The sequence below is a fragment of the Flavobacterium algoriphilum genome (assembly GCF_048158655.1).
GTDB classification, from domain to species: domain Bacteria; phylum Bacteroidota; class Bacteroidia; order Flavobacteriales; family Flavobacteriaceae; genus Flavobacterium; species Flavobacterium algoriphilum.
In genome coordinates this window covers 450,908-467,055 of sequence record NZ_JBLNKY010000002.1, presented here as the reverse complement: position 1 = coordinate 467,055, position 16,148 = coordinate 450,908, and the positions used below count along the sequence as shown (strand labels likewise).

19 protein-coding genes and 3 tRNA genes are annotated in these 16,148 nt (G+C 33.0%); 11 read left to right on the top strand and 11 right to left on the bottom strand.

Going from position 1 to position 16,148, the window contains the following annotated elements:
* Positions 1 to 55 precede the first annotated feature (55 nt).
* A complete protein-coding gene (locus ACM55G_RS07015; RefSeq protein ID WP_416843171.1) occupies positions 56 to 433 on the top strand; it encodes a ribosomal maturation YjgA family protein in 378 nt (125 codons plus the stop codon).
* A 103-nt stretch (positions 434 to 536) separates the two neighbouring features.
* Here the strand turns inward: ACM55G_RS07015 and ACM55G_RS07010 are convergent, their stop codons facing one another.
* Positions 537 to 1,472, bottom strand: coding sequence for a nuclear transport factor 2 family protein (locus ACM55G_RS07010; RefSeq protein WP_416843170.1), 936 nt, complete (start codon positions 1,470 to 1,472; stop codon positions 537 to 539).
* Between the two features lie 344 nt (positions 1,473 to 1,816).
* On the opposite strand from ACM55G_RS07010, the gene ACM55G_RS07005 reads away from it, so the two are divergent.
* The 5 genes from ACM55G_RS07005 to ACM55G_RS06985 all read left to right on the top strand — a co-directional run bounded on the left by ACM55G_RS07005 (position 1,817) and on the right by ACM55G_RS06985 (position 7,965).
* Complete coding sequence (locus ACM55G_RS07005) at positions 1,817 to 2,320, top strand: SRPBCC family protein (protein WP_416843169.1); 504 nt, start codon at positions 1,817 to 1,819, stop codon at positions 2,318 to 2,320.
* A gap of 203 nt (positions 2,321 to 2,523) precedes the next feature.
* Positions 2,524 to 5,010, top strand: a complete 2,487-nt coding sequence (locus ACM55G_RS07000) for a cation-translocating P-type ATPase (RefSeq protein ID WP_416843168.1) — start codon at positions 2,524 to 2,526, stop codon at positions 5,008 to 5,010.
* Positions 5,011 to 5,296: 286 nt separating this feature from the next.
* A complete protein-coding gene (locus tag ACM55G_RS06995) occupies positions 5,297 to 5,872 on the top strand; it encodes a YciE/YciF ferroxidase family protein (protein ID WP_416843167.1) in 576 nt (191 codons plus the stop codon).
* A gap of 206 nt (positions 5,873 to 6,078) precedes the next feature.
* On the top strand, positions 6,079 to 6,930 hold the full coding sequence (locus ACM55G_RS06990) for a transketolase (protein WP_416843166.1): 852 nt from the start codon (positions 6,079 to 6,081) through the stop codon (positions 6,928 to 6,930).
* An 81-nt stretch (positions 6,931 to 7,011) separates the two neighbouring features.
* Positions 7,012 to 7,965, top strand: coding sequence for a transketolase family protein (locus ACM55G_RS06985; RefSeq protein WP_416843165.1), 954 nt, complete (start codon positions 7,012 to 7,014; stop codon positions 7,963 to 7,965).
* 74 nt (positions 7,966 to 8,039) lie between these two features.
* Here the strand turns inward: ACM55G_RS06985 and ACM55G_RS06980 are convergent, their stop codons facing one another.
* Positions 8,040 to 9,014, bottom strand: coding sequence for an FKBP-type peptidyl-prolyl cis-trans isomerase (locus ACM55G_RS06980; protein ID WP_416843164.1), 975 nt, complete (start codon positions 9,012 to 9,014; stop codon positions 8,040 to 8,042).
* A gap of 78 nt (positions 9,015 to 9,092) precedes the next feature.
* Here ACM55G_RS06980 and ACM55G_RS06975 point away from each other — a divergent pair, with 78 nt between their 5' ends.
* On the top strand, positions 9,093 to 9,482 hold the full coding sequence (locus ACM55G_RS06975; protein WP_416843163.1) for an RNA-binding S4 domain-containing protein: 390 nt from the start codon (positions 9,093 to 9,095) through the stop codon (positions 9,480 to 9,482).
* Positions 9,483 to 9,538: 56 nt separating this feature from the next.
* A complete protein-coding gene (locus tag ACM55G_RS06970; protein WP_416843162.1) occupies positions 9,539 to 10,039 on the top strand; it encodes a phosphoribosyltransferase domain-containing protein in 501 nt (166 codons plus the stop codon).
* Here ACM55G_RS06970 and ACM55G_RS06965 read toward each other — a convergent pair.
* Positions 10,031 to 10,549, bottom strand: a complete 519-nt coding sequence (locus ACM55G_RS06965; protein WP_416843161.1) for a shikimate kinase — start codon at positions 10,547 to 10,549, stop codon at positions 10,031 to 10,033. The two genes, ACM55G_RS06970 and ACM55G_RS06965, sit on opposite strands and share 9 nt — an antisense overlap.
* Positions 10,550 to 10,676: 127 nt before the next feature.
* Here ACM55G_RS06965 and ACM55G_RS06960 point away from each other — a divergent pair.
* The 3 genes from ACM55G_RS06960 (at position 10,677) to ACM55G_RS06950 (ending at position 10,984) form a co-directional block, all read left to right on the top strand.
* A tRNA-Lys gene (locus ACM55G_RS06960) sits at positions 10,677 to 10,749 on the top strand.
* Between the two features lie 37 nt (positions 10,750 to 10,786).
* A tRNA-Lys gene (locus ACM55G_RS06955) sits at positions 10,787 to 10,859 on the top strand.
* Between the two features lie 42 nt (positions 10,860 to 10,901).
* Positions 10,902 to 10,984 (top strand) — tRNA-Leu (locus ACM55G_RS06950).
* Between the two features lie 135 nt (positions 10,985 to 11,119).
* Here ACM55G_RS06950 and ACM55G_RS06945 read toward each other — a convergent pair.
* From ACM55G_RS06945 to ACM55G_RS06910, 8 genes are all read right to left on the bottom strand, one after another.
* Entirely contained in the window at positions 11,120 to 11,815 is a 696-nt protein-coding gene (locus ACM55G_RS06945) for a hypothetical protein (RefSeq protein WP_416843160.1), read from the bottom strand.
* 88 nt (positions 11,816 to 11,903) lie between these two features.
* Positions 11,904 to 12,254, bottom strand: coding sequence for a KTSC domain-containing protein (locus ACM55G_RS06940; RefSeq protein WP_416843159.1), 351 nt, complete (start codon positions 12,252 to 12,254; stop codon positions 11,904 to 11,906).
* Positions 12,255 to 12,281: 27 nt separating this feature from the next.
* Positions 12,282 to 13,022, bottom strand: a complete 741-nt coding sequence (locus ACM55G_RS06935; RefSeq protein ID WP_416843158.1) for a hypothetical protein — start codon at positions 13,020 to 13,022, stop codon at positions 12,282 to 12,284.
* 214 nt (positions 13,023 to 13,236) lie between these two features.
* Complete coding sequence (locus tag ACM55G_RS06930) at positions 13,237 to 14,286, bottom strand: AAA family ATPase (protein ID WP_416843157.1); 1,050 nt, start codon at positions 14,284 to 14,286, stop codon at positions 13,237 to 13,239.
* Positions 14,273 to 14,623 (bottom strand): hypothetical protein, encoded by a 351-nt coding sequence (locus tag ACM55G_RS06925; RefSeq protein WP_416843156.1) that lies wholly within the window; start codon positions 14,621 to 14,623, stop codon positions 14,273 to 14,275. The genes ACM55G_RS06930 and ACM55G_RS06925 overlap by 14 nt, the downstream gene beginning before the upstream one ends.
* On the bottom strand, positions 14,620 to 14,799 hold the full coding sequence (locus tag ACM55G_RS06920) for a hypothetical protein (protein WP_416843155.1): 180 nt from the start codon (positions 14,797 to 14,799) through the stop codon (positions 14,620 to 14,622). The genes ACM55G_RS06925 and ACM55G_RS06920 overlap by 4 nt, the downstream gene beginning before the upstream one ends.
* 4 nt (positions 14,800 to 14,803) lie before the next feature.
* Positions 14,804 to 15,067, bottom strand: coding sequence for a helix-turn-helix domain-containing protein (locus ACM55G_RS06915; protein ID WP_416843154.1), 264 nt, complete (start codon positions 15,065 to 15,067; stop codon positions 14,804 to 14,806).
* A gap of 97 nt (positions 15,068 to 15,164) precedes the next feature.
* The gene (locus ACM55G_RS06910; RefSeq protein ID WP_416843153.1) at positions 15,165 to 16,121 is read right to left on the bottom strand and encodes a hypothetical protein; all 957 of its coding nucleotides are present in this window, start codon (positions 16,119 to 16,121) and stop codon (positions 15,165 to 15,167) included.
* Between the last annotated feature and the right edge of the window lie 27 nt (positions 16,122 to 16,148).

The window sequence follows — 16,148 nt, the reverse complement described above, 5'->3', positions numbered from 1 at the left end:
GTCGCAATCTGTCGATCAAGCACTTTGCAAAACGATAAACAACTAAATCAACACTATGTTAACATTCAACAAAAAATACTTTGGCTTCGCCATTTTATTTTTTCTTATTGAGGTTTTGATCGCGCTTTTCGTCAATGATCGTTTTGTCAGACCCTATCTCGGCGATGTTTTGGTTGTTATTTTAATCTATTGTTTTTTGAAATCTTTTCTCAAATTACCCGTTTTAACTGTTGCGCTATTTGTATTGATATTCTCTTTCGCTATAGAATTTCTTCAATTTTTAAATATTGTCGAAAAGCTACATTTAGAAAAATCAAAAATTGCCAGAACGGTTATTGGAACCTCATTTTCTTGGATTGATTTGCTGACTTATATTGCGGGAATTGCAATCGTAATTGCTGTCGAAAAGTATTTGATTAAAAAAAAGGAGTAGGAAATGCAAGTTTGTGACAAAATTAGAATATATGAAAACGTCCTAAAACAAGTTGGCACAAAGCGCAACTTATTTTAGGACATTATACTAAAAATTCATGTCATTATTCCATCATTTTTTCGCTGTAATACGCCATCTCAGACGTTATTTTACCTTTATCGTTGAAATTATCAATGAAAAATATTGGCAAAACAATTTTCTTTTTATCAGATTTTCTCGTTAATTTAAAATTCCACCACGATTGTACCACCATTGCATCTCCCATTTCATAATGCAAATAGTCCGGATATCCAACCATATCAATACTGGTTAAATCAAATTTATCAAATAGCTTTTGATCGTTTGCTTTTTGTTCCACTAAGGTTAAGCTTTTCCCAACGGGTGAATTGATATCCATGAAAGTTGCTTTTTCATCATAAAAGCTATAGGCTCTATCAAAATCTTTGTTTTCAAAAGCATAAATCATTTTTCGGACATTATTTATATTTTCATGATGATTATAAATGACTCCATTTTCTCTATCATTAAAGCTACTGTCAATTTCATCAAAAATGCTATTATTTGCATACTTAATTATTGTTTTAATTTTATTGTCTTTATCGACTATAAACAATCGATGAAAAGGCATATCTATTTTTACTCCTGTTTTGCTATGTACGCCTTTTAAATCTTCCCACGTTTGAACCCAAACTACATCTTTATTAGTGTCCTCTTTGTATTCTAAAGCGTCCGGATAAGCACCTTGAGATCTTGTAATACTTAAATACTCAACATTATCTTTCCAAAACTTTACTTCATTCAAAAAAGAAGCTTTATCGCTCCCTTTATTATCCTTATCAGAACTCACCCCATTATACGATTTAAAATCATCTGCTAAAAAGCTTGCTACTTTGTCAGCGTCACCACTGACATATGCGTGTGTCATGGCTTCTACTAAATTAATTGCAGGATGCTCTACATAAATAGTTCCATTAGTTTTTTTTTGTGCGAAAGTGATGCTAGTAGCAATCAACAATACAATTGAGAAATTTTTTTTCATGTTTAAGTAGTTTTTTAGTTAATAAGATATTAAATTTAATCAAAAATATTGACTGTCAGCACATTATATTAACATATGTTTTTATTTAGTTCCAATAATGGGGTGTTAATCTGAGATTTTATAGTCTAAAAGCAGAAGAATAGCGCTGATTAATGATAATTACTTTTACAAATAGTCCTCAAAATATAAAAACTAAGTAATTAGGAACAATTGTAAATTTTTCACACTTTTTTAACAACCAATCGCCATGCAATAAAAACATATAAACACTTAATTAACAGCTAATTATTTAAATTTTATTTAATTTTATGTGTTGGATATAACGTCAGTAAAAAATCATAAAAATGGAAATAAAGAATCCGTCAACAATGACAACAGAACCCCAAAACCAAAAACTCCTAATTATAAGAGAATTTCATGCAACCCGAGCGCGTGTTTGGAAAGCTTGGACAGATCCTGAAAATTGTATGAAATGGTGGGGACCAAAAAAATTTACTTGCCCGGTCTGTGAAATCGATTTTAAAATTGGAGGCAAATATCTTAATTGTATGCGATCTCCTGAGGGGCAGGATTTTTGGAGTACTGGCACCTATCTCGAAATTGTTCCTTTGGAGCGAATTGTATCTACTGATTCATTTGCTGATGAAAAAGGAAATGTAGTACCGTCCTCACACTACGGCATGAAAGGTTTTCCGCTAGAATTGCACGTAACCGTGGAATTTGAGGAGCATGACGGCAAAACAAAAATGACGCTTACTCATCAAGGGATTCCATCAGGAAAAATGACCGATTTAACTAAGGCCAGTTGGAACGAATCTTTTGACAAGCTTGTGAAAAGTTTAAAATAATGCTGAAAGGACATAGCTCTAAAAACAAAAAACTATTTTTATTCCTCAAACAAACTCACGGTTACGCGAACAGCGCATTCTCAAAATATATTAATCCTTTATTTTGGGGAATTCAAATGTGTCATATCAATCCTATTATCTAACTGATTGGTCCGTATAGCCCTTTAGTTTCATTTTTGCAGTAATTCCTAATTCTATTTATTATGATTGAAGGATTAAACACAGCGGAAGCTCAGGAAAAATTAAAAGTTTTTGGTTTTAATGAATTGCCATCATCAAAACCAAAATCTATTTGGAGGATTGCTTTGGAAGTCATGAAAGAACCCATGTTCATTTTATTGATTAGCTGTGGCGTCCTTTATATTTTATTGGGAGATTACAGAGAAGGTATTATTTTACTTTCTGCCATTTTCGTTATCATATTTATCACTTTTTACCAATATCAAAAAACTGAAAAAGCATTAGAAGCACTCAAAAAACTGTCTTCGCCACGTGCATTGGTGATTCGGGATGGAAAAGAAATCCGAATTCCCGGACGCGAAGTGGTTCCTGATGATATCATTGTATTAAACGAAGGCGATCGAATTACCGCTGATGCAAAAGTACTCGACGCCATAAATCTAACAATTGACGAATCGTTACTTACCGGCGAATCCGTTGCAGTTACGAAAAGCATAAAAACTGAAGATTCTCTTGGATTGGTTTTCAGCGGAACACTTGTAGTTCAGGGAAAAGGATTGGCGAAGGTTTTTGCAACGGGCCCAAAAACAGAGTTTGGAAAAATTGGAATCTCTTTACAAAGTATTGGGGAAGATGAAACCCGATTGCAAAAAGAAATGAAAATATTGATTCGGAATCTATTCCTGATTGCTATTTTCATCAGTATTGGTATCATTGCAATATTTTATTTTACAAGAGGCAATTTTATTCAAGCACTATTGAATGGGCTTGCCGCTGCGATGTCCATTTTACCCGAAGAATTTCCCGTTATTCTTACCGTATTTCTGGCTTTGGGTGCTTGGCGATTATCTAAAAAAAATGTACTGACCAGAAAACCTTCTGCTGTTGAAACACTGGGTTCGGCAACTGTTTTATGCAGTGATAAAACGGGAACCATTACCCAAAATAAAATGGAAATTGCCACTATTTATGATGGGCACGAAATTTTACTAAAAAGTATTTTTCATGCAAAACAAAATCAGATTTCCAATTTGGTTGTCACTGCGCATTATGCTTCTCGAATAGATGCGATTGATCCAATGGAACAGGCCATTTACAAAACATATGAAGCAATAATTACGCAAAAAAAATCGGATCCCAAACTTATCAAAGAATATCCATTAAGCAGGGAATTACTAGCAATGACTCGTGTTACTGAAAATACTTCTGAAAATTCCATATCCGTTTCTACCAAAGGTGCCCCGGAAGCTATTTTTAAGCTTTGCAAAATGAAAGAAGAGGAAACGACAAAACATTTTTTAGCCGTACAACAAATGGCCGAAGAAAGATATCGGGTTATAGCTGTTGCTAATGCGGAGTATCACAAGGAACAACTTCCAGATTCACAACAGGAATTTGAGTTTAATTTTCTCGGACTTATAGGTTTAGAAGATCCCATTCGGTTAGAAGTCCCGCAAGCCATAAAAGAATGCCATGAAGCCGGTATACAGGTGATCATGATAACTGGCGATTTTCCCGCTACTGCAAAAAGTATTGCTTCCTCTATAGGTCTTGATGCCGATAAAGGAATTATTACTGGAGAGGAGTTAACTACAATGAGTGATGAAGACCTGAAATTAAGAATAACTAAAACCAATGTTTTTGCCCGCGTAGTCCCTGAACAAAAACTACGGATTGTTCAGGCTTTGAAAGCCAATAACGAAATCGTGGCAATGACAGGAGACGGAGTGAATGATGCCCCAGCCTTGAAAGCGGCCAATATTGGTATTGCAATGGGAAATAAAGGAACTGATGTAGCGAGAGAAGCCTCTTCACTAGTTTTATTAGATGATAATTTTGCATCCATCGTTTCGGCTATACGTTCCGGAAGGAGGATTTTTGATAATCTGCAAAAAGCAATGTCGTACGTTCTCTCCATCCATATTCCTATAATTGGACTTACCCTTTTACCGGCATTTAACACTTCGATTCCATTATTACTGATGCCCTTGCACATCGTTTTTATGGAATTGATAAATGACCCTGTTTGTTCCATTGCATTTGAATCAGAGCAAGAAGAAAAAGAAATCATGAAACGCCCTCCCCGAGATCCCAACGAACAATTTTTTGGTGGAAGAAAGATAATACAGAGTGTCATACAAGGCTTTTTATTGTTGGCTATGGTTTTTTCGGTTTATTTATTTTCCGAATTCCAAGAATATCCCGAAGGAGAAGTAAGAGCCATCGTTTTTTCGGCTCTTCTGCTCGGAAATATTTTTATCATTTTGACCAATATTTCAAAAACAAGAAATGTTATCTCCGTAATAACCGAAAGAAATCCAGTTACAATTCCCATTCTATTAACCGCCATAATTATGCTGCTGTTAATCATTTCGATTCCGTCCTTACGCCAGACTTTTAATTTCGAAGTTACAAATTACAATCATTTCATACCATCTATTTTAGGAGCTATTGTTATTCTTATTATTCTTGAAATCATAAAATATTTTAAAATGAAGAACACAAAATAAAAAATATCTTGTGTAACAAAAGAGTACAATAGTGGCGGTTGGAGTAGTATTCAAAATAAAATTAGTCACTAAATTAAAATAGAACTGCAATGAACCAACCGAAATAGGACGTTAAATTTCGTAAAAAAATCATACTATTCGTATTTACAATTAGTTAATTAACAATTGATTCGATTCTAGTTTGTTTAATTTTATAGTATTAAAAAAGCAAGTAATCCGTTTGTAAAAAAACAGGTACCAAATTTAATACTACTTGCAACAATTAATCTTTAAAAAACAAACTATTATGAGACCTGAAAGTAGTAAAAACGAACCTTTTAAAGAAGATGTTAAAGCAAAATCAAATACGGCACATGGATTGAGAGATTTATTTGAAGTTGGATTGAAAGACATTTATTGGACCGAAAAAGTATTGACTAAAACGTTACCAAAAATGGTGAAAAATGCTTCATCGTCGGAATTAGTTAACTCATTAAAAAACCAGTTAAGTGAGACACATGAACACGTATCACGTCTGGAAAAAATATTTGAAGTAACAGGTATTGCACCAACAGCAAAAAAATGCGATGCGATGCAAGGTATATTAAAAGAGACCAATGGGCTAATCAGAGAAACGGATATTGGTATGGTAAGGGATGCTGGGCTTATCGCAGCGGATCAAAAGGTAAAACATTACGAAATTGCAACCTATGGCACTTTACATGCTTTTGCAAAAACGCTAGGTGAAAATAAAGCGGCAGAATTATTGGCTATGAATCTTCATGAAGAGAAAAAAACTGATGCTGCCTTAACTGGAATTGCTTTATCTGCTATTAATAGGGAAGCTTATAAAGCAAATTCAATTACAAATACTAGAATGTAATTTAACCCAAGAATAGTAATTTCTTACTGTTCTTTATTTAAGATAAAGCCTGCTTATGTGGGCTTTTTTTATGGATTATTACCATCTAAATTAGTAATTCAGAGGATCACAAACTGTAATCTAATGTACCGTAAATATTCAAAAAAACGTTTGCTGTAACCCTAAATAAAAATTACATTTGCAGCAGTTTAACTTTTACACACAAAATGAAGCCTAACACACAACAATTAAACGATTTAACTATCCAAGTCAGAAGAGATATTCTTCGAATGGTTCACGCTGTAAACTCAGGCCACCCGGGAGGTTCTCTAGGTTGTACTGAATTTCTTGTAACCTTGTACCAAAACTTGATGGAACGTAAAGAAGGATTTGATATGGACGGAATAGGAGAAGATCTTTTCTTCCTTTCAAACGGACATATTTCTCCAGTATTCTATAGCGTTTTAGCGAGAAGCGGTTATTTTCCGGTAGCAGAGCTAGCTACTTTCCGTCTTATCAATTCAAGATTACAAGGACATCCAACTACTCACGATGGTTTACCTGGGGTACGTATTGCATCAGGTTCTCTTGGACAGGGATTATCCGTAGCAATTGGTGCTGCACAAGCAAAAAAACTAAATGGTGACAACCATATTATTTATACGCTTCATGGTGATGGTGAATTACAAGAAGGTCAAAACTGGGAAGCAATTATGTATGCTTCTGCAAAAAAAGTAGACAATCTTATTGCTACAATTGACCTTAACGGAAAACAAATTGACGGTACTACTGACGAAGTTTTATGTATGGGAAGTATCCGTGCTAAGTTTGAAGCTTTTGATTGGGATGTTTTAGAAATTGAAAAAGGAAACGACATTGAAGCTATTTTAGCAGGAATGACAGATGCTAAATCCAGAACTGGAAAAGGGAAACCAGTTTGTGTATTGTTGCATACTGAAATGGGTAATGGTGTAGATTTTATGATGTATAGTCATGCTTGGCATGGTAAAGCGCCAAATGACGCACAACTAGAAAATGCTTTAGATCAAAACTATTCAGAATACGAAACTGACTACTAGAATTAAGATTGAAGATTAAGGATTTCTGATTGCAGAATTTTTAATCTTTTCAATTTTTTAATCTTTCAATTAAAAAGAATAATGAAAAAATATACAAATACAGGAAGTAAAGATACGCGTTCGGGTTTTGGAGCAGGAATGACCGAATTAGGGCAAACTAATGAAAATGTTGTTGCGCTTTGTGCCGATTTAATTGGTTCATTAAAATTTGACGATTTCAAGAAAAATCACCCAGAGCGTTTTTTCCAAATTGGAATTGCTGAAGCAAACATGATTGGAATTGCAGCTGGTTTAACCATTGGAGGGAAAATTCCTTTCACAGGAACTTTCGCTAACTTTTCTACAGGAAGAGTTTACGATCAAATTCGTCAATCCGTTGCTTATTCTGAGAAAAACGTGAAAATTTGTGCTTCACATGCAGGATTAACTTTAGGTGAAGATGGTGCAACACACCAAATCCTTGAAGACATCGGATTAATGAAAATGTTACCGGGAATGACTGTGATCAATACTTGTGATTACAATCAAACAAAAGCAGCAACATTAGCAATTGCAGATTACCATGGTCCAGTTTACTTGCGTTTTGGTCGTCCGGTTGTCCCTAACTTTATGCCTTCTGATGAACCATTCGTAATTGGAAAAGCAATTGTTTTAAACGAAGGTTCAGATGTAACCATTATCGCTACAGGACATTTAGTTTGGGAAGCACTTATTGCTGCTGAAGCATTGGAAGCAAAAGGTATTTCAGCTGAAGTAATCAACATTCATACGATCAAACCATTAGATGAAGAAGCGATTTTAAAATCATTGGCAAAAACAAAATGTATCGTTACTGCTGAAGAGCATAATATGCTTGGTGGTCTTGGCGAAAGCGTTTCTAGAGTACTAGCATTAAACAGCCCAGCTCCACAAGAGTTTGTTGCTGTGAATGACAGTTTTGGAGAATCTGGGACACCAGAACAACTAATGGAAAAATACAAATTGAACAATCAAGCAATTGTTGAAGCTGTAGAAAGAGTTGTTAAAAGAAAATAATTTACTTTATTTCTGAACATAAAAAATTCCCATTCTAACGAATGGGAATTTTTGTATACTGTTCTCTGGTTTTATTATTGACAAGTTTTATCTAAATGCTTTTTGATTCTTGTAGGATCAGTAGTGTTACCAGTACAACTTGGAATATCTGCAAAAGGAAAAGACAATCCAGTAGCTGGATTTTTAATTTCTAATTTAGTAGTATAATTATCTCCATCATCATCTACATCTACAAAATTAGGAACCCCATCTTTATCTGTATCATCAGGATTATCAACTCCTGTTGCCAACATACGCATGTAACCATCTCCATTTAAATCCTCTTGGTAAGACGGAATACCATCTGCATCCTGGTCTAATCTATTCATTTCATACAATTTGAAATTAAATACTAAAGGAGTATAAGAAGGAATAATTCCGCTTCCTGAAGAATAATAAGCCAATCCCGAAGGAATAAACATTACCCCTGCCCCAAAACCATTATGAGTTACTGTTCCGTCAGCATTAGAGCTATAGGTTCCCGTTTTAAATTGTGGAAATATTTCCCCCCATCCTGTGATAGTACTAAATAAATTAAAGAAAGATTGAGGATACTTAACTTCTTCAAATGGCGTTGCTGATATAGATGTAACCCCTGATACAGTTGTACGTGATATGTATTCTCCTTTATATGAAGCTAATACTGCATCTACATTACAAGGAGAAGCACCTGTTCCTGCTCTCAATACTAAATAATACATTTTATAAATAATATTATGTAGGCTTACATTTCTACTTTTAAGTTCGTAGGTAGTTTGGTCCCAAATTGATTTTTGAGTTCCTCCTGAAGGTATCGCTGTAATGTTCACATCTTGATCATCTGAAAATCCGGGATGATTTACAACTGTTATATAACTTGTTTTTAAATATTCTTCAATGTCAGTATTATCGGTGGCATATTGAACTGCATAATCTCTAAGTGGTTCAATTGTAGGGGTATCATTCTTCGAACATGAAAATAAAGAGATTGTTGTAATTAATAAAATAAAATAATACTTAAATTTGTTCATTATAGCTAATTTTTAAGTGCGCAAGATACAATATTGATTTATTTTTGTAAACTATTTAACTCCGATTTTAGAAAATTTATGAGAATAGACAAATATTTATGGTGCGTCCGATACTATAAAACGAGAAACATGGTAACTGAGGCTTGTAAAAAAAATCATATTACCGTGAATGGCCTTGTTGCCAAGCCATCAAAGGAGGTTTTTCCTACTGATAAAATCACGTTCCGGAAAGATCAAATCACCCAAATCATCACCGTTTTAGATATTCCTGAAAATCGTGTTGGGGCTAAATTGGTCGATATTTATAGAAGAAACGACACCCCGGCAGAAGCTTATCAACATTTGGAGCTTTTAAAATTATCGAAAGAACATTATCGAAAAAACGGAACGGGAAGACCTACCAAAAAAGACAGAAGGGATATTGATGAATTTGGAAATGAGATCAAAGATGATGAAAATACAGATTAAAAAACGGTTCTTTAATCTAAAAATATCTCTAAGCCTTAACTTTTTAAACTAAAATAATGAGCAAAAATATCATCTTAACGAATCAGGAAATTGAACATAAAATAAAAAGAATTGCCTACCAAATCTACGAGACTTTTGTAGATGAGGAAGAAATTGTTATTGCGGGAATTGCAGCTAACGGTTTTACTTTTGCAAAAAAAATAGCATTCGCACTGGAAACCATTTCTCCCCTTAAAGTTTCGCTTTGCGAAGTGCAAATTAACAAGCAAAATCCCGAATTACCAATTCATACCTCCTTATCAAAAGAACAATACGCAAATAAAGGATTAATCCTTGTTGATGATGTACTGAACTCAGGCACCACATTGATCTATGCGGTAAGGCATTTTATTGACGTTCCTTTGAAAAAGTTTAAAACAGCAGTCCTTGTAGACAGAAACCACAAGAAGTACCCTGTAAAAGCCGATTTTAAAGGAATATCATTATCTACCTCCCTACTGGAACACGTACAAGTTGTTTTTGATGAAAAAGGAGACAATTACGCTTATTTAAGCTAGAATAGCAACTATATCCATAACCGTCTGTTCGATTGTCTTATCATCAACAATCACCTTATGCTGCGCTTGGTTGTAATAAAAACTTCTATCGAAGAGATGTTTTGCAATAAACTCTTTCATCTCTTCGTCACTTTTATCGGCAATAAGAGGACGCTTACTTTTATTATGAGCTAATCTATTGAATAAAGTCTCTATTGAAGCTTTAAGATAAACAGACACTACATTATCGCCTTTTAGCAGCTCATGATTATTTGCATAACAAGGCGTTCCTCCTCCCAAACCTATAATTAAGTTGTCGGGGGAATTTAATAATTCGATAAAAACTTCGTGTTCTAGTTTTCTAAAATAAATTTCACCGTGCTTTTCAAAAATGTCATTAATTGACAAATTTACTTTCTCTTCGATCTTTATATCTAAATCCACAAAAGGAATTTCGATATTTTTTGACAGTTTATTTGCAATTGTGGACTTACCACAACCCATATAACCTAATAATACAATTTTTTTCATCTGAATAAAACCTTACAAATTAAGGTGTTGTGTAATTTTGTTAAAAAAAGACAAATTTATAATAAAATTGCTTGGAAAACTCCAAAATAAGTCCTTATATTTGCACCCGCATTCAAGGAAAGAATTTGACTCGATAGCTCAGTTGGTAGAGCACATCACTTTTAATGATGGGGTCCTGGGTTCGAGCCCCAGTCGGGTCACAAATTTGTGATCAACACATAATTTTCTTGAAGCATTGACTCGATAGCTCAGTTGGTAGAGCACATCACTTTTAATGATGGGGTCCTGGGTTCGAGCCCCAGTCGGGTCACTAAAGGTCGAGTAATTTATTACTTGACCTTTTCTTTTTTAAGGCCACGTGGAGAAACGGTAGACTTGCCAGCTTGAGGGGCTGGTGCTCGCAAGGGCGTGTGGGTTCAAATCCCACCGTGGTCACTTTAAAAGTAAAGATAAAATCCTAACTACTTATTTTATAAGTAATTAGGATTTTTTAGTTTTGAATCTGTATTATTTCTGTATTTTAAATTTTTTTGACTAATATATTTGATAGGTTTTACTACCTCTTTTGTTTCAATTTAACTTATCCCGTTCTCTTTGGTAAGTTAATATCTTTTTCAAAGCTGCTTTCCTGTGTTCCGGAGTTGCTTTCAGCTGTTGATTTGTTTCTTTATTTCTATCGTCCAAATATGTTTGATTAATAAAATCCTCAATTTCAGGCATTTTTAATCTTTCTTTATTTCTCTTTGTTTCAATTCTATATTCAAGTACTGCTAGTTTAATCAATTTGAACGAAATATAACAACAGATCGCAAAAAATAAGATAGGCAGCATAAGCATATTACTTAACACATCCAATAAACTTTCATTGTTTTCAGGTAGGCCAACTATTCTATTAATTCTTGGATTTTCGTTAAGATACTCAACATTTACTTGAAATGGTATTTGCGAAATCTGTTTTTTATTAGGTAATTCTTGAAAAGTAAAACATTCTGATGTAATTTTTTTGCCCCCAACAGCAGAAAATGTATAGCTATATTCGTAGCCATCAACATACCCTCCTTCATGATCGCTAACCTCAACAAATTCCTCGAACCATTCAGCTTTTGTAATTATTCCTTTTGTTTCATTTTTTTTTTGAAAAATGAAACGCAAATCTTTTTCGATTGGATTCAAAACCAATGGATCCCAAATAGTCAACCAACAGAAAACGACAATAGGCAATAGTCCAAACAAAATTGACTTAAATAACTTAAAAATAATTTCCACTTTTTCTGACATAAAATCTATATTTCATTATTATTTATCAATCAAATGCAATCTGTTAAATTTCTTACTATAAATGAGTTTATTTGTTTTAGTTTAATTTCAATTTATAATTCCCTTTTATATTCCCGCTGTAAAAACTTCCTTTTGAATCTGCATTTTTGAAATTTTCCCAAACTTCATAGGGCATATCTTGATGAATATAAGTTCTATTACCTGTTTCGATTACAAAAAAACCCGATGAACCATCACAACTAAAATAATTTGCAGAAGTAATCCAGGAACTACCCGAAACATCTGCTTTGTCTGTTGTTTTGTAATTTGAACTTAAAACAATTTCCTTCGCTTGGTCGTAGTTCCTGAAATTATTTGGGACTTCCGCGCAATTATTACCGCATGAAGCAATTGTAGTAAAAATTAAAAAAGCGATTGTTTTTTTCATAGGATTTTTTAATGAAAGGATGTAGTATTAATTATAACGGTCATAATTGGTCTTTCGTGGAATGAGCATAGAATTCATAGAAATAATAAAGGATGCTACAATAATAAATTCAGCTAAAAACCATAAATCCCAGTACGGCACTATTCTCCAAAGTTGAATTAATAATGCTGTAGAATTAATAATTGAAAACATAATACCTATTATAATTGTAAAAGTATTTATAGGAAATAGTAAGTTCATTAATCCACATATTATTGCATTAAGGATTCTTGCTAAATTGAAGACTAGACTTAAAGCAGTACTTATTCCTATTATGAGTAAGAATATTTTTAGCCAAAAGTTTAGACTGTTGAACCAATTTAGCATATTGATGATTACATTGTCCAAAAACCAAGCGATAAGAACATAGACTAATGACGTAATTATAAAAGCAACAAAGGGATAAAGAATAGAAAGTAATATTTCTTTAAATATACTCTTCTTTTTTGGCTCAATCACTTCATAAGTAGGTTCTATATTAATGTTGTTTTCAATTAATTTATTATTTGATATTGCTAGTGCTTTTATTTCATCTCTGTCATAATCAGCATCTGGAAATGTCTCTATGAGCAAATCAATATTGTCTTCATTAACATCGGTTAACCGAACTTTTTTCTTTATTTCTTCATTATTTAAAACCTCACTCTTTTTTATCTGAAACATCATTTTTGCTTTCTCGGATTGTGGTAGGTTTTGCATCCATTCATTGAGTTCCTCTTGTTTTTTCATAATTTTGCGGTTAACAATTGTGATATAAGAATATAATATCTAAAAGTAAGCAATTGAAAAACAATGCTTTTACGGGTTCCCTCAAAGCGAGTTTGTTTATTTTTAATCTACATAATATATTGATTTTAAATTACATCATAGAGCTATATTTTTAATGTTCACGGCGTTCATGTTGTTCAAGGTATGAACTGTATGAACATCGTGAACAATAACTCTACAATTTTAAATATTTATTTACTGCACCCAATGAAATTCCCATCTCGGAAGATATGACCCTCTGGCTTTTGCCCTCCTGACTTAACTCTTTTACTCGTGAAATAATATTGCTTTTGTCTTTCTCTGTATATTGCTTCAGGTGTTCACGTTCATTTCCAAGACTAACAAACTCAAATTGTAAAAAATTATACTCTTTACTTATTTGACAAACGCAAACATTGTCAGCGTCAAAAACCTGTTCACAATTTCGCTGTTTTATTTGCTTTATGTAGCGGATTTGCTTGTCCTGGTTGCTCTCTCCAATAGTAAACGAACTATCGCAAAAATTCATTAACATCTTACTTCCTTGTAAATCGTTCTTGGTTATAGGTTTCGATAAATCCCTCTTTGGCGTGTGTGCCAATATTAAAATTGAAAGGAAATATTTAGTTTTCAATTCCTTCAGCTTTTTCATTAACGGCAAAGCTTCCCTTGCTTTCTCGTTGTCGCTTTTCAAGTAAGTAATGTTATCAATTATCAATACTCTTGAATTGGAACTTAATATACCTTTCTCAATCGATAGTATAAGATAGTCATCAAATGTTGCATCTTTTGGCAACTCTAAATCGGGGTTTATTTCAACCCTTAAAAAATTGTCGTCGAAGTCGTAATTATCTGTATAATCTTTAGAATATCTATTTTGGAACTGCTTGTCTGATAGTTCAAAATCAAAGTATAAAACGGGCTGTTTTTCGGTTTCGATAGCGAAACTTTTTATTTGTTCTCCTTTGCTTATACTATTTCCAATTTGAACCGCTAAAATGGATTTTCCCAAATTTGTGTCTGCAAATAAAATACATAATTCTCCCTCATACCATAACTGACTAAAAAGCATTTTTGGAATAGGTCTGCTCTTTGCTTCTTCAATCCATTGGTTGGCTGTTTTTATAGTAAACAAACCGTGTTTCGCTTCCGCTAGATTAACCGTTCTTTCTATTGTCACACTATTTACAGCTTTATCAATTGCCTTGCTTAAATCGATTCTTTTTGGTGTTTTAGTTTCCATCATCAAATAGATTTAATTGATTTATATCTGACTTTTTAAGTCGCTCAAATTCTGCGGGGTTGGTGCTTAAAAACTGTACGTATTCGCCGGTATAGTCACATTGAAACTTATCCGACGAAGCCACTAAATAATAATTATTTTCTAAATCTGCTTTGTAGCGAGTTCCTGCTTCAATAGGAATGCTTATAGCCTTACAAATAGCATTATTAGAGGTAGTAACATATTTCAAGCCTAAATAATACCGCTTCAATTCGGGCAATTTTAAGATAGTTTCAAAAGCAAGGCTCGAACTTTTTATAATTTCTTTACGAATTGACGATACTGCATCCTTATTTTTCATCGTAATAGATTATTAGCGTTAATACGTACTATCAAATTAATAAGCAAATCATCATGAATCGGTTCACATGGCTTCAGTCCTTTCAAAAGGAATTTTAATTGTCTTTGATACTTAATTTGCTTATTTTTAATTTGGTCTTTTAAAGCGGTGTCGGAGGTGTTCAATATCTCGTTCATCGCTTTATTTTTGAAGTTGGGTAATAGTTTCTAAAATCTCATTTCGCTTGTAGTAGTTCTTATGCGAAAATTTATAGACTTTAATCTTCTTCGCCTTAACCCATCGCCAGAGGGTTACGGAATTTGTTTTCAAAAAGGCGCAAGCTTCTTCTTCGTCTAGTAAGATTTCGTCGTCAATTGTTTTTTGTTGTGGCGGATGTTTAATATCGACTAAAAGACTTTCGATATTCTCTAAACGTTTTTCTAATACTTCAAATGGATTGCTCATATTTCTTTGTTTTAAGTTCACAAAGATTGCAACCAATTGTAGTGGCGTAACCGGTTATAACCAGTTACATATTTTTAAAAATTTGAATAATAGATTTTTAAGATAAGTCTGCTAGTTTAATTTTTAAAATATTTAATTCAGTCATTGCTTTTGCTTTTGCCTTTTCATCAATTAATAATTCTACAACCCGCTTTTGAGATTTGATTCTATTCTTGCATTTTATTTTATTTTCTCCGGATGCTTTTCTATTGGCATTGTCTGTATAAAACACAAAATCATGATACAACCCTTCGCCCGAATTTTTGGCGGTGTAGCCGTATTTATTTGCTATGGATTGTGCGTTATCTCTACTAATAAATTGTTCGTTATAGTAATACAAGAGCGCAATAACAGGAACTCCCTCTTTTTTATCGATAGATAGTGTTTTAGGCTCCATTAAGTGATTGCTTATTCCGGTTAAATATTCTATTTCTTCGTTGAACATTTCCGTATCTTTTAAATAACCCACTTTTAAAGCACTTCTAACCCATTTATCTACAACCCTTTTTTGCAAATTTATTGGCAAGCTATTAACCTCATCTTCAAATTGTAACACGTTATTTTTTCGCAAGGATTTAAGCACATCTTGTAGATTATGTTCTATAATTCTTTTTTTTAACTTTATATCAAAAAGTATTGGGTTCTTAGAATTTGGAAACTTTAGAGCTTTTAAATTTAATTTGTACAAAGAAGTTAAAGAGTAATATATCGCCTTTATTTTTGTTACGTCATTTTCAGAATGTGAACTTAAATCAATTCCAGTATTTTCAATCTCATTTATCAAATCAAATTTTCTTAAAACATCAATAGTATGATTCAATAATTTTTCATCTGTTAAATGTCTCATTATAGAACATACAACTAAAAGCCTATAATGTAAATTAACTTCGTCGCCGTCACCATCGTAAATCTTTTCTTCGTAATCAATGTAATTTTTCAAAACAATAAAAATACCATCAGTTGAATATTTACAAACTGTATCAATATTAATTTGTTCTTTTTTATAATTATTCATCTGATGATTTTATATTTTGTGATTTGT

What these genes read in the sequence shown, in the direction of transcription:
- ACM55G_RS07015 (WP_416843171.1), top strand. Translation starts at nt 56, where the DNA reads ATGTTAACATTCAACAAAAAATACTTTGGCTTCGCCATTTTATTTTTT.
- ACM55G_RS07010 (WP_416843170.1), bottom strand. Translation starts at nt 1,472, where the DNA reads ATGAAAAAAAATTTCTCAATTGTATTGTTGATTGCTACTAGCATCACT.
- ACM55G_RS07005 (WP_416843169.1), top strand. Translation starts at nt 1,817, where the DNA reads ATGGAAATAAAGAATCCGTCAACAATGACAACAGAACCCCAAAACCAA.
- ACM55G_RS07000 (WP_416843168.1), top strand. Translation starts at nt 2,524, where the DNA reads ATGATTGAAGGATTAAACACAGCGGAAGCTCAGGAAAAATTAAAAGTT.
- ACM55G_RS06995 (WP_416843167.1), top strand. Translation starts at nt 5,297, where the DNA reads ATGAGACCTGAAAGTAGTAAAAACGAACCTTTTAAAGAAGATGTTAAA.
- ACM55G_RS06990 (WP_416843166.1), top strand. Translation starts at nt 6,079, where the DNA reads ATGAAGCCTAACACACAACAATTAAACGATTTAACTATCCAAGTCAGA.
- ACM55G_RS06985 (WP_416843165.1), top strand. Translation starts at nt 7,012, where the DNA reads ATGAAAAAATATACAAATACAGGAAGTAAAGATACGCGTTCGGGTTTT.
- ACM55G_RS06980 (WP_416843164.1), bottom strand. Translation starts at nt 9,014, where the DNA reads ATGAACAAATTTAAGTATTATTTTATTTTATTAATTACAACAATCTCT.
- ACM55G_RS06975 (WP_416843163.1), top strand. Translation starts at nt 9,093, where the DNA reads ATGAGAATAGACAAATATTTATGGTGCGTCCGATACTATAAAACGAGA.
- ACM55G_RS06970 (WP_416843162.1), top strand. Translation starts at nt 9,539, where the DNA reads ATGAGCAAAAATATCATCTTAACGAATCAGGAAATTGAACATAAAATA.
- ACM55G_RS06965 (WP_416843161.1), bottom strand. Translation starts at nt 10,549, where the DNA reads ATGAAAAAAATTGTATTATTAGGTTATATGGGTTGTGGTAAGTCCACA.
- ACM55G_RS06940 (WP_416843159.1), bottom strand. Translation starts at nt 12,254, where the DNA reads ATGAAAAAAACAATCGCTTTTTTAATTTTTACTACAATTGCTTCATGC.
- ACM55G_RS06935 (WP_416843158.1), bottom strand. Translation starts at nt 13,022, where the DNA reads ATGAAAAAACAAGAGGAACTCAATGAATGGATGCAAAACCTACCACAA.
- ACM55G_RS06930 (WP_416843157.1), bottom strand. Translation starts at nt 14,286, where the DNA reads ATGATGGAAACTAAAACACCAAAAAGAATCGATTTAAGCAAGGCAATT.
- ACM55G_RS06925 (WP_416843156.1), bottom strand. Translation starts at nt 14,623, where the DNA reads ATGAAAAATAAGGATGCAGTATCGTCAATTCGTAAAGAAATTATAAAA.
- ACM55G_RS06920 (WP_416843155.1), bottom strand. Translation starts at nt 14,799, where the DNA reads ATGAACGAGATATTGAACACCTCCGACACCGCTTTAAAAGACCAAATT.
- ACM55G_RS06915 (WP_416843154.1), bottom strand. Translation starts at nt 15,067, where the DNA reads ATGAGCAATCCATTTGAAGTATTAGAAAAACGTTTAGAGAATATCGAA.
- ACM55G_RS06910 (WP_416843153.1), bottom strand. Translation starts at nt 16,121, where the DNA reads ATGAATAATTATAAAAAAGAACAAATTAATATTGATACAGTTTGTAAA.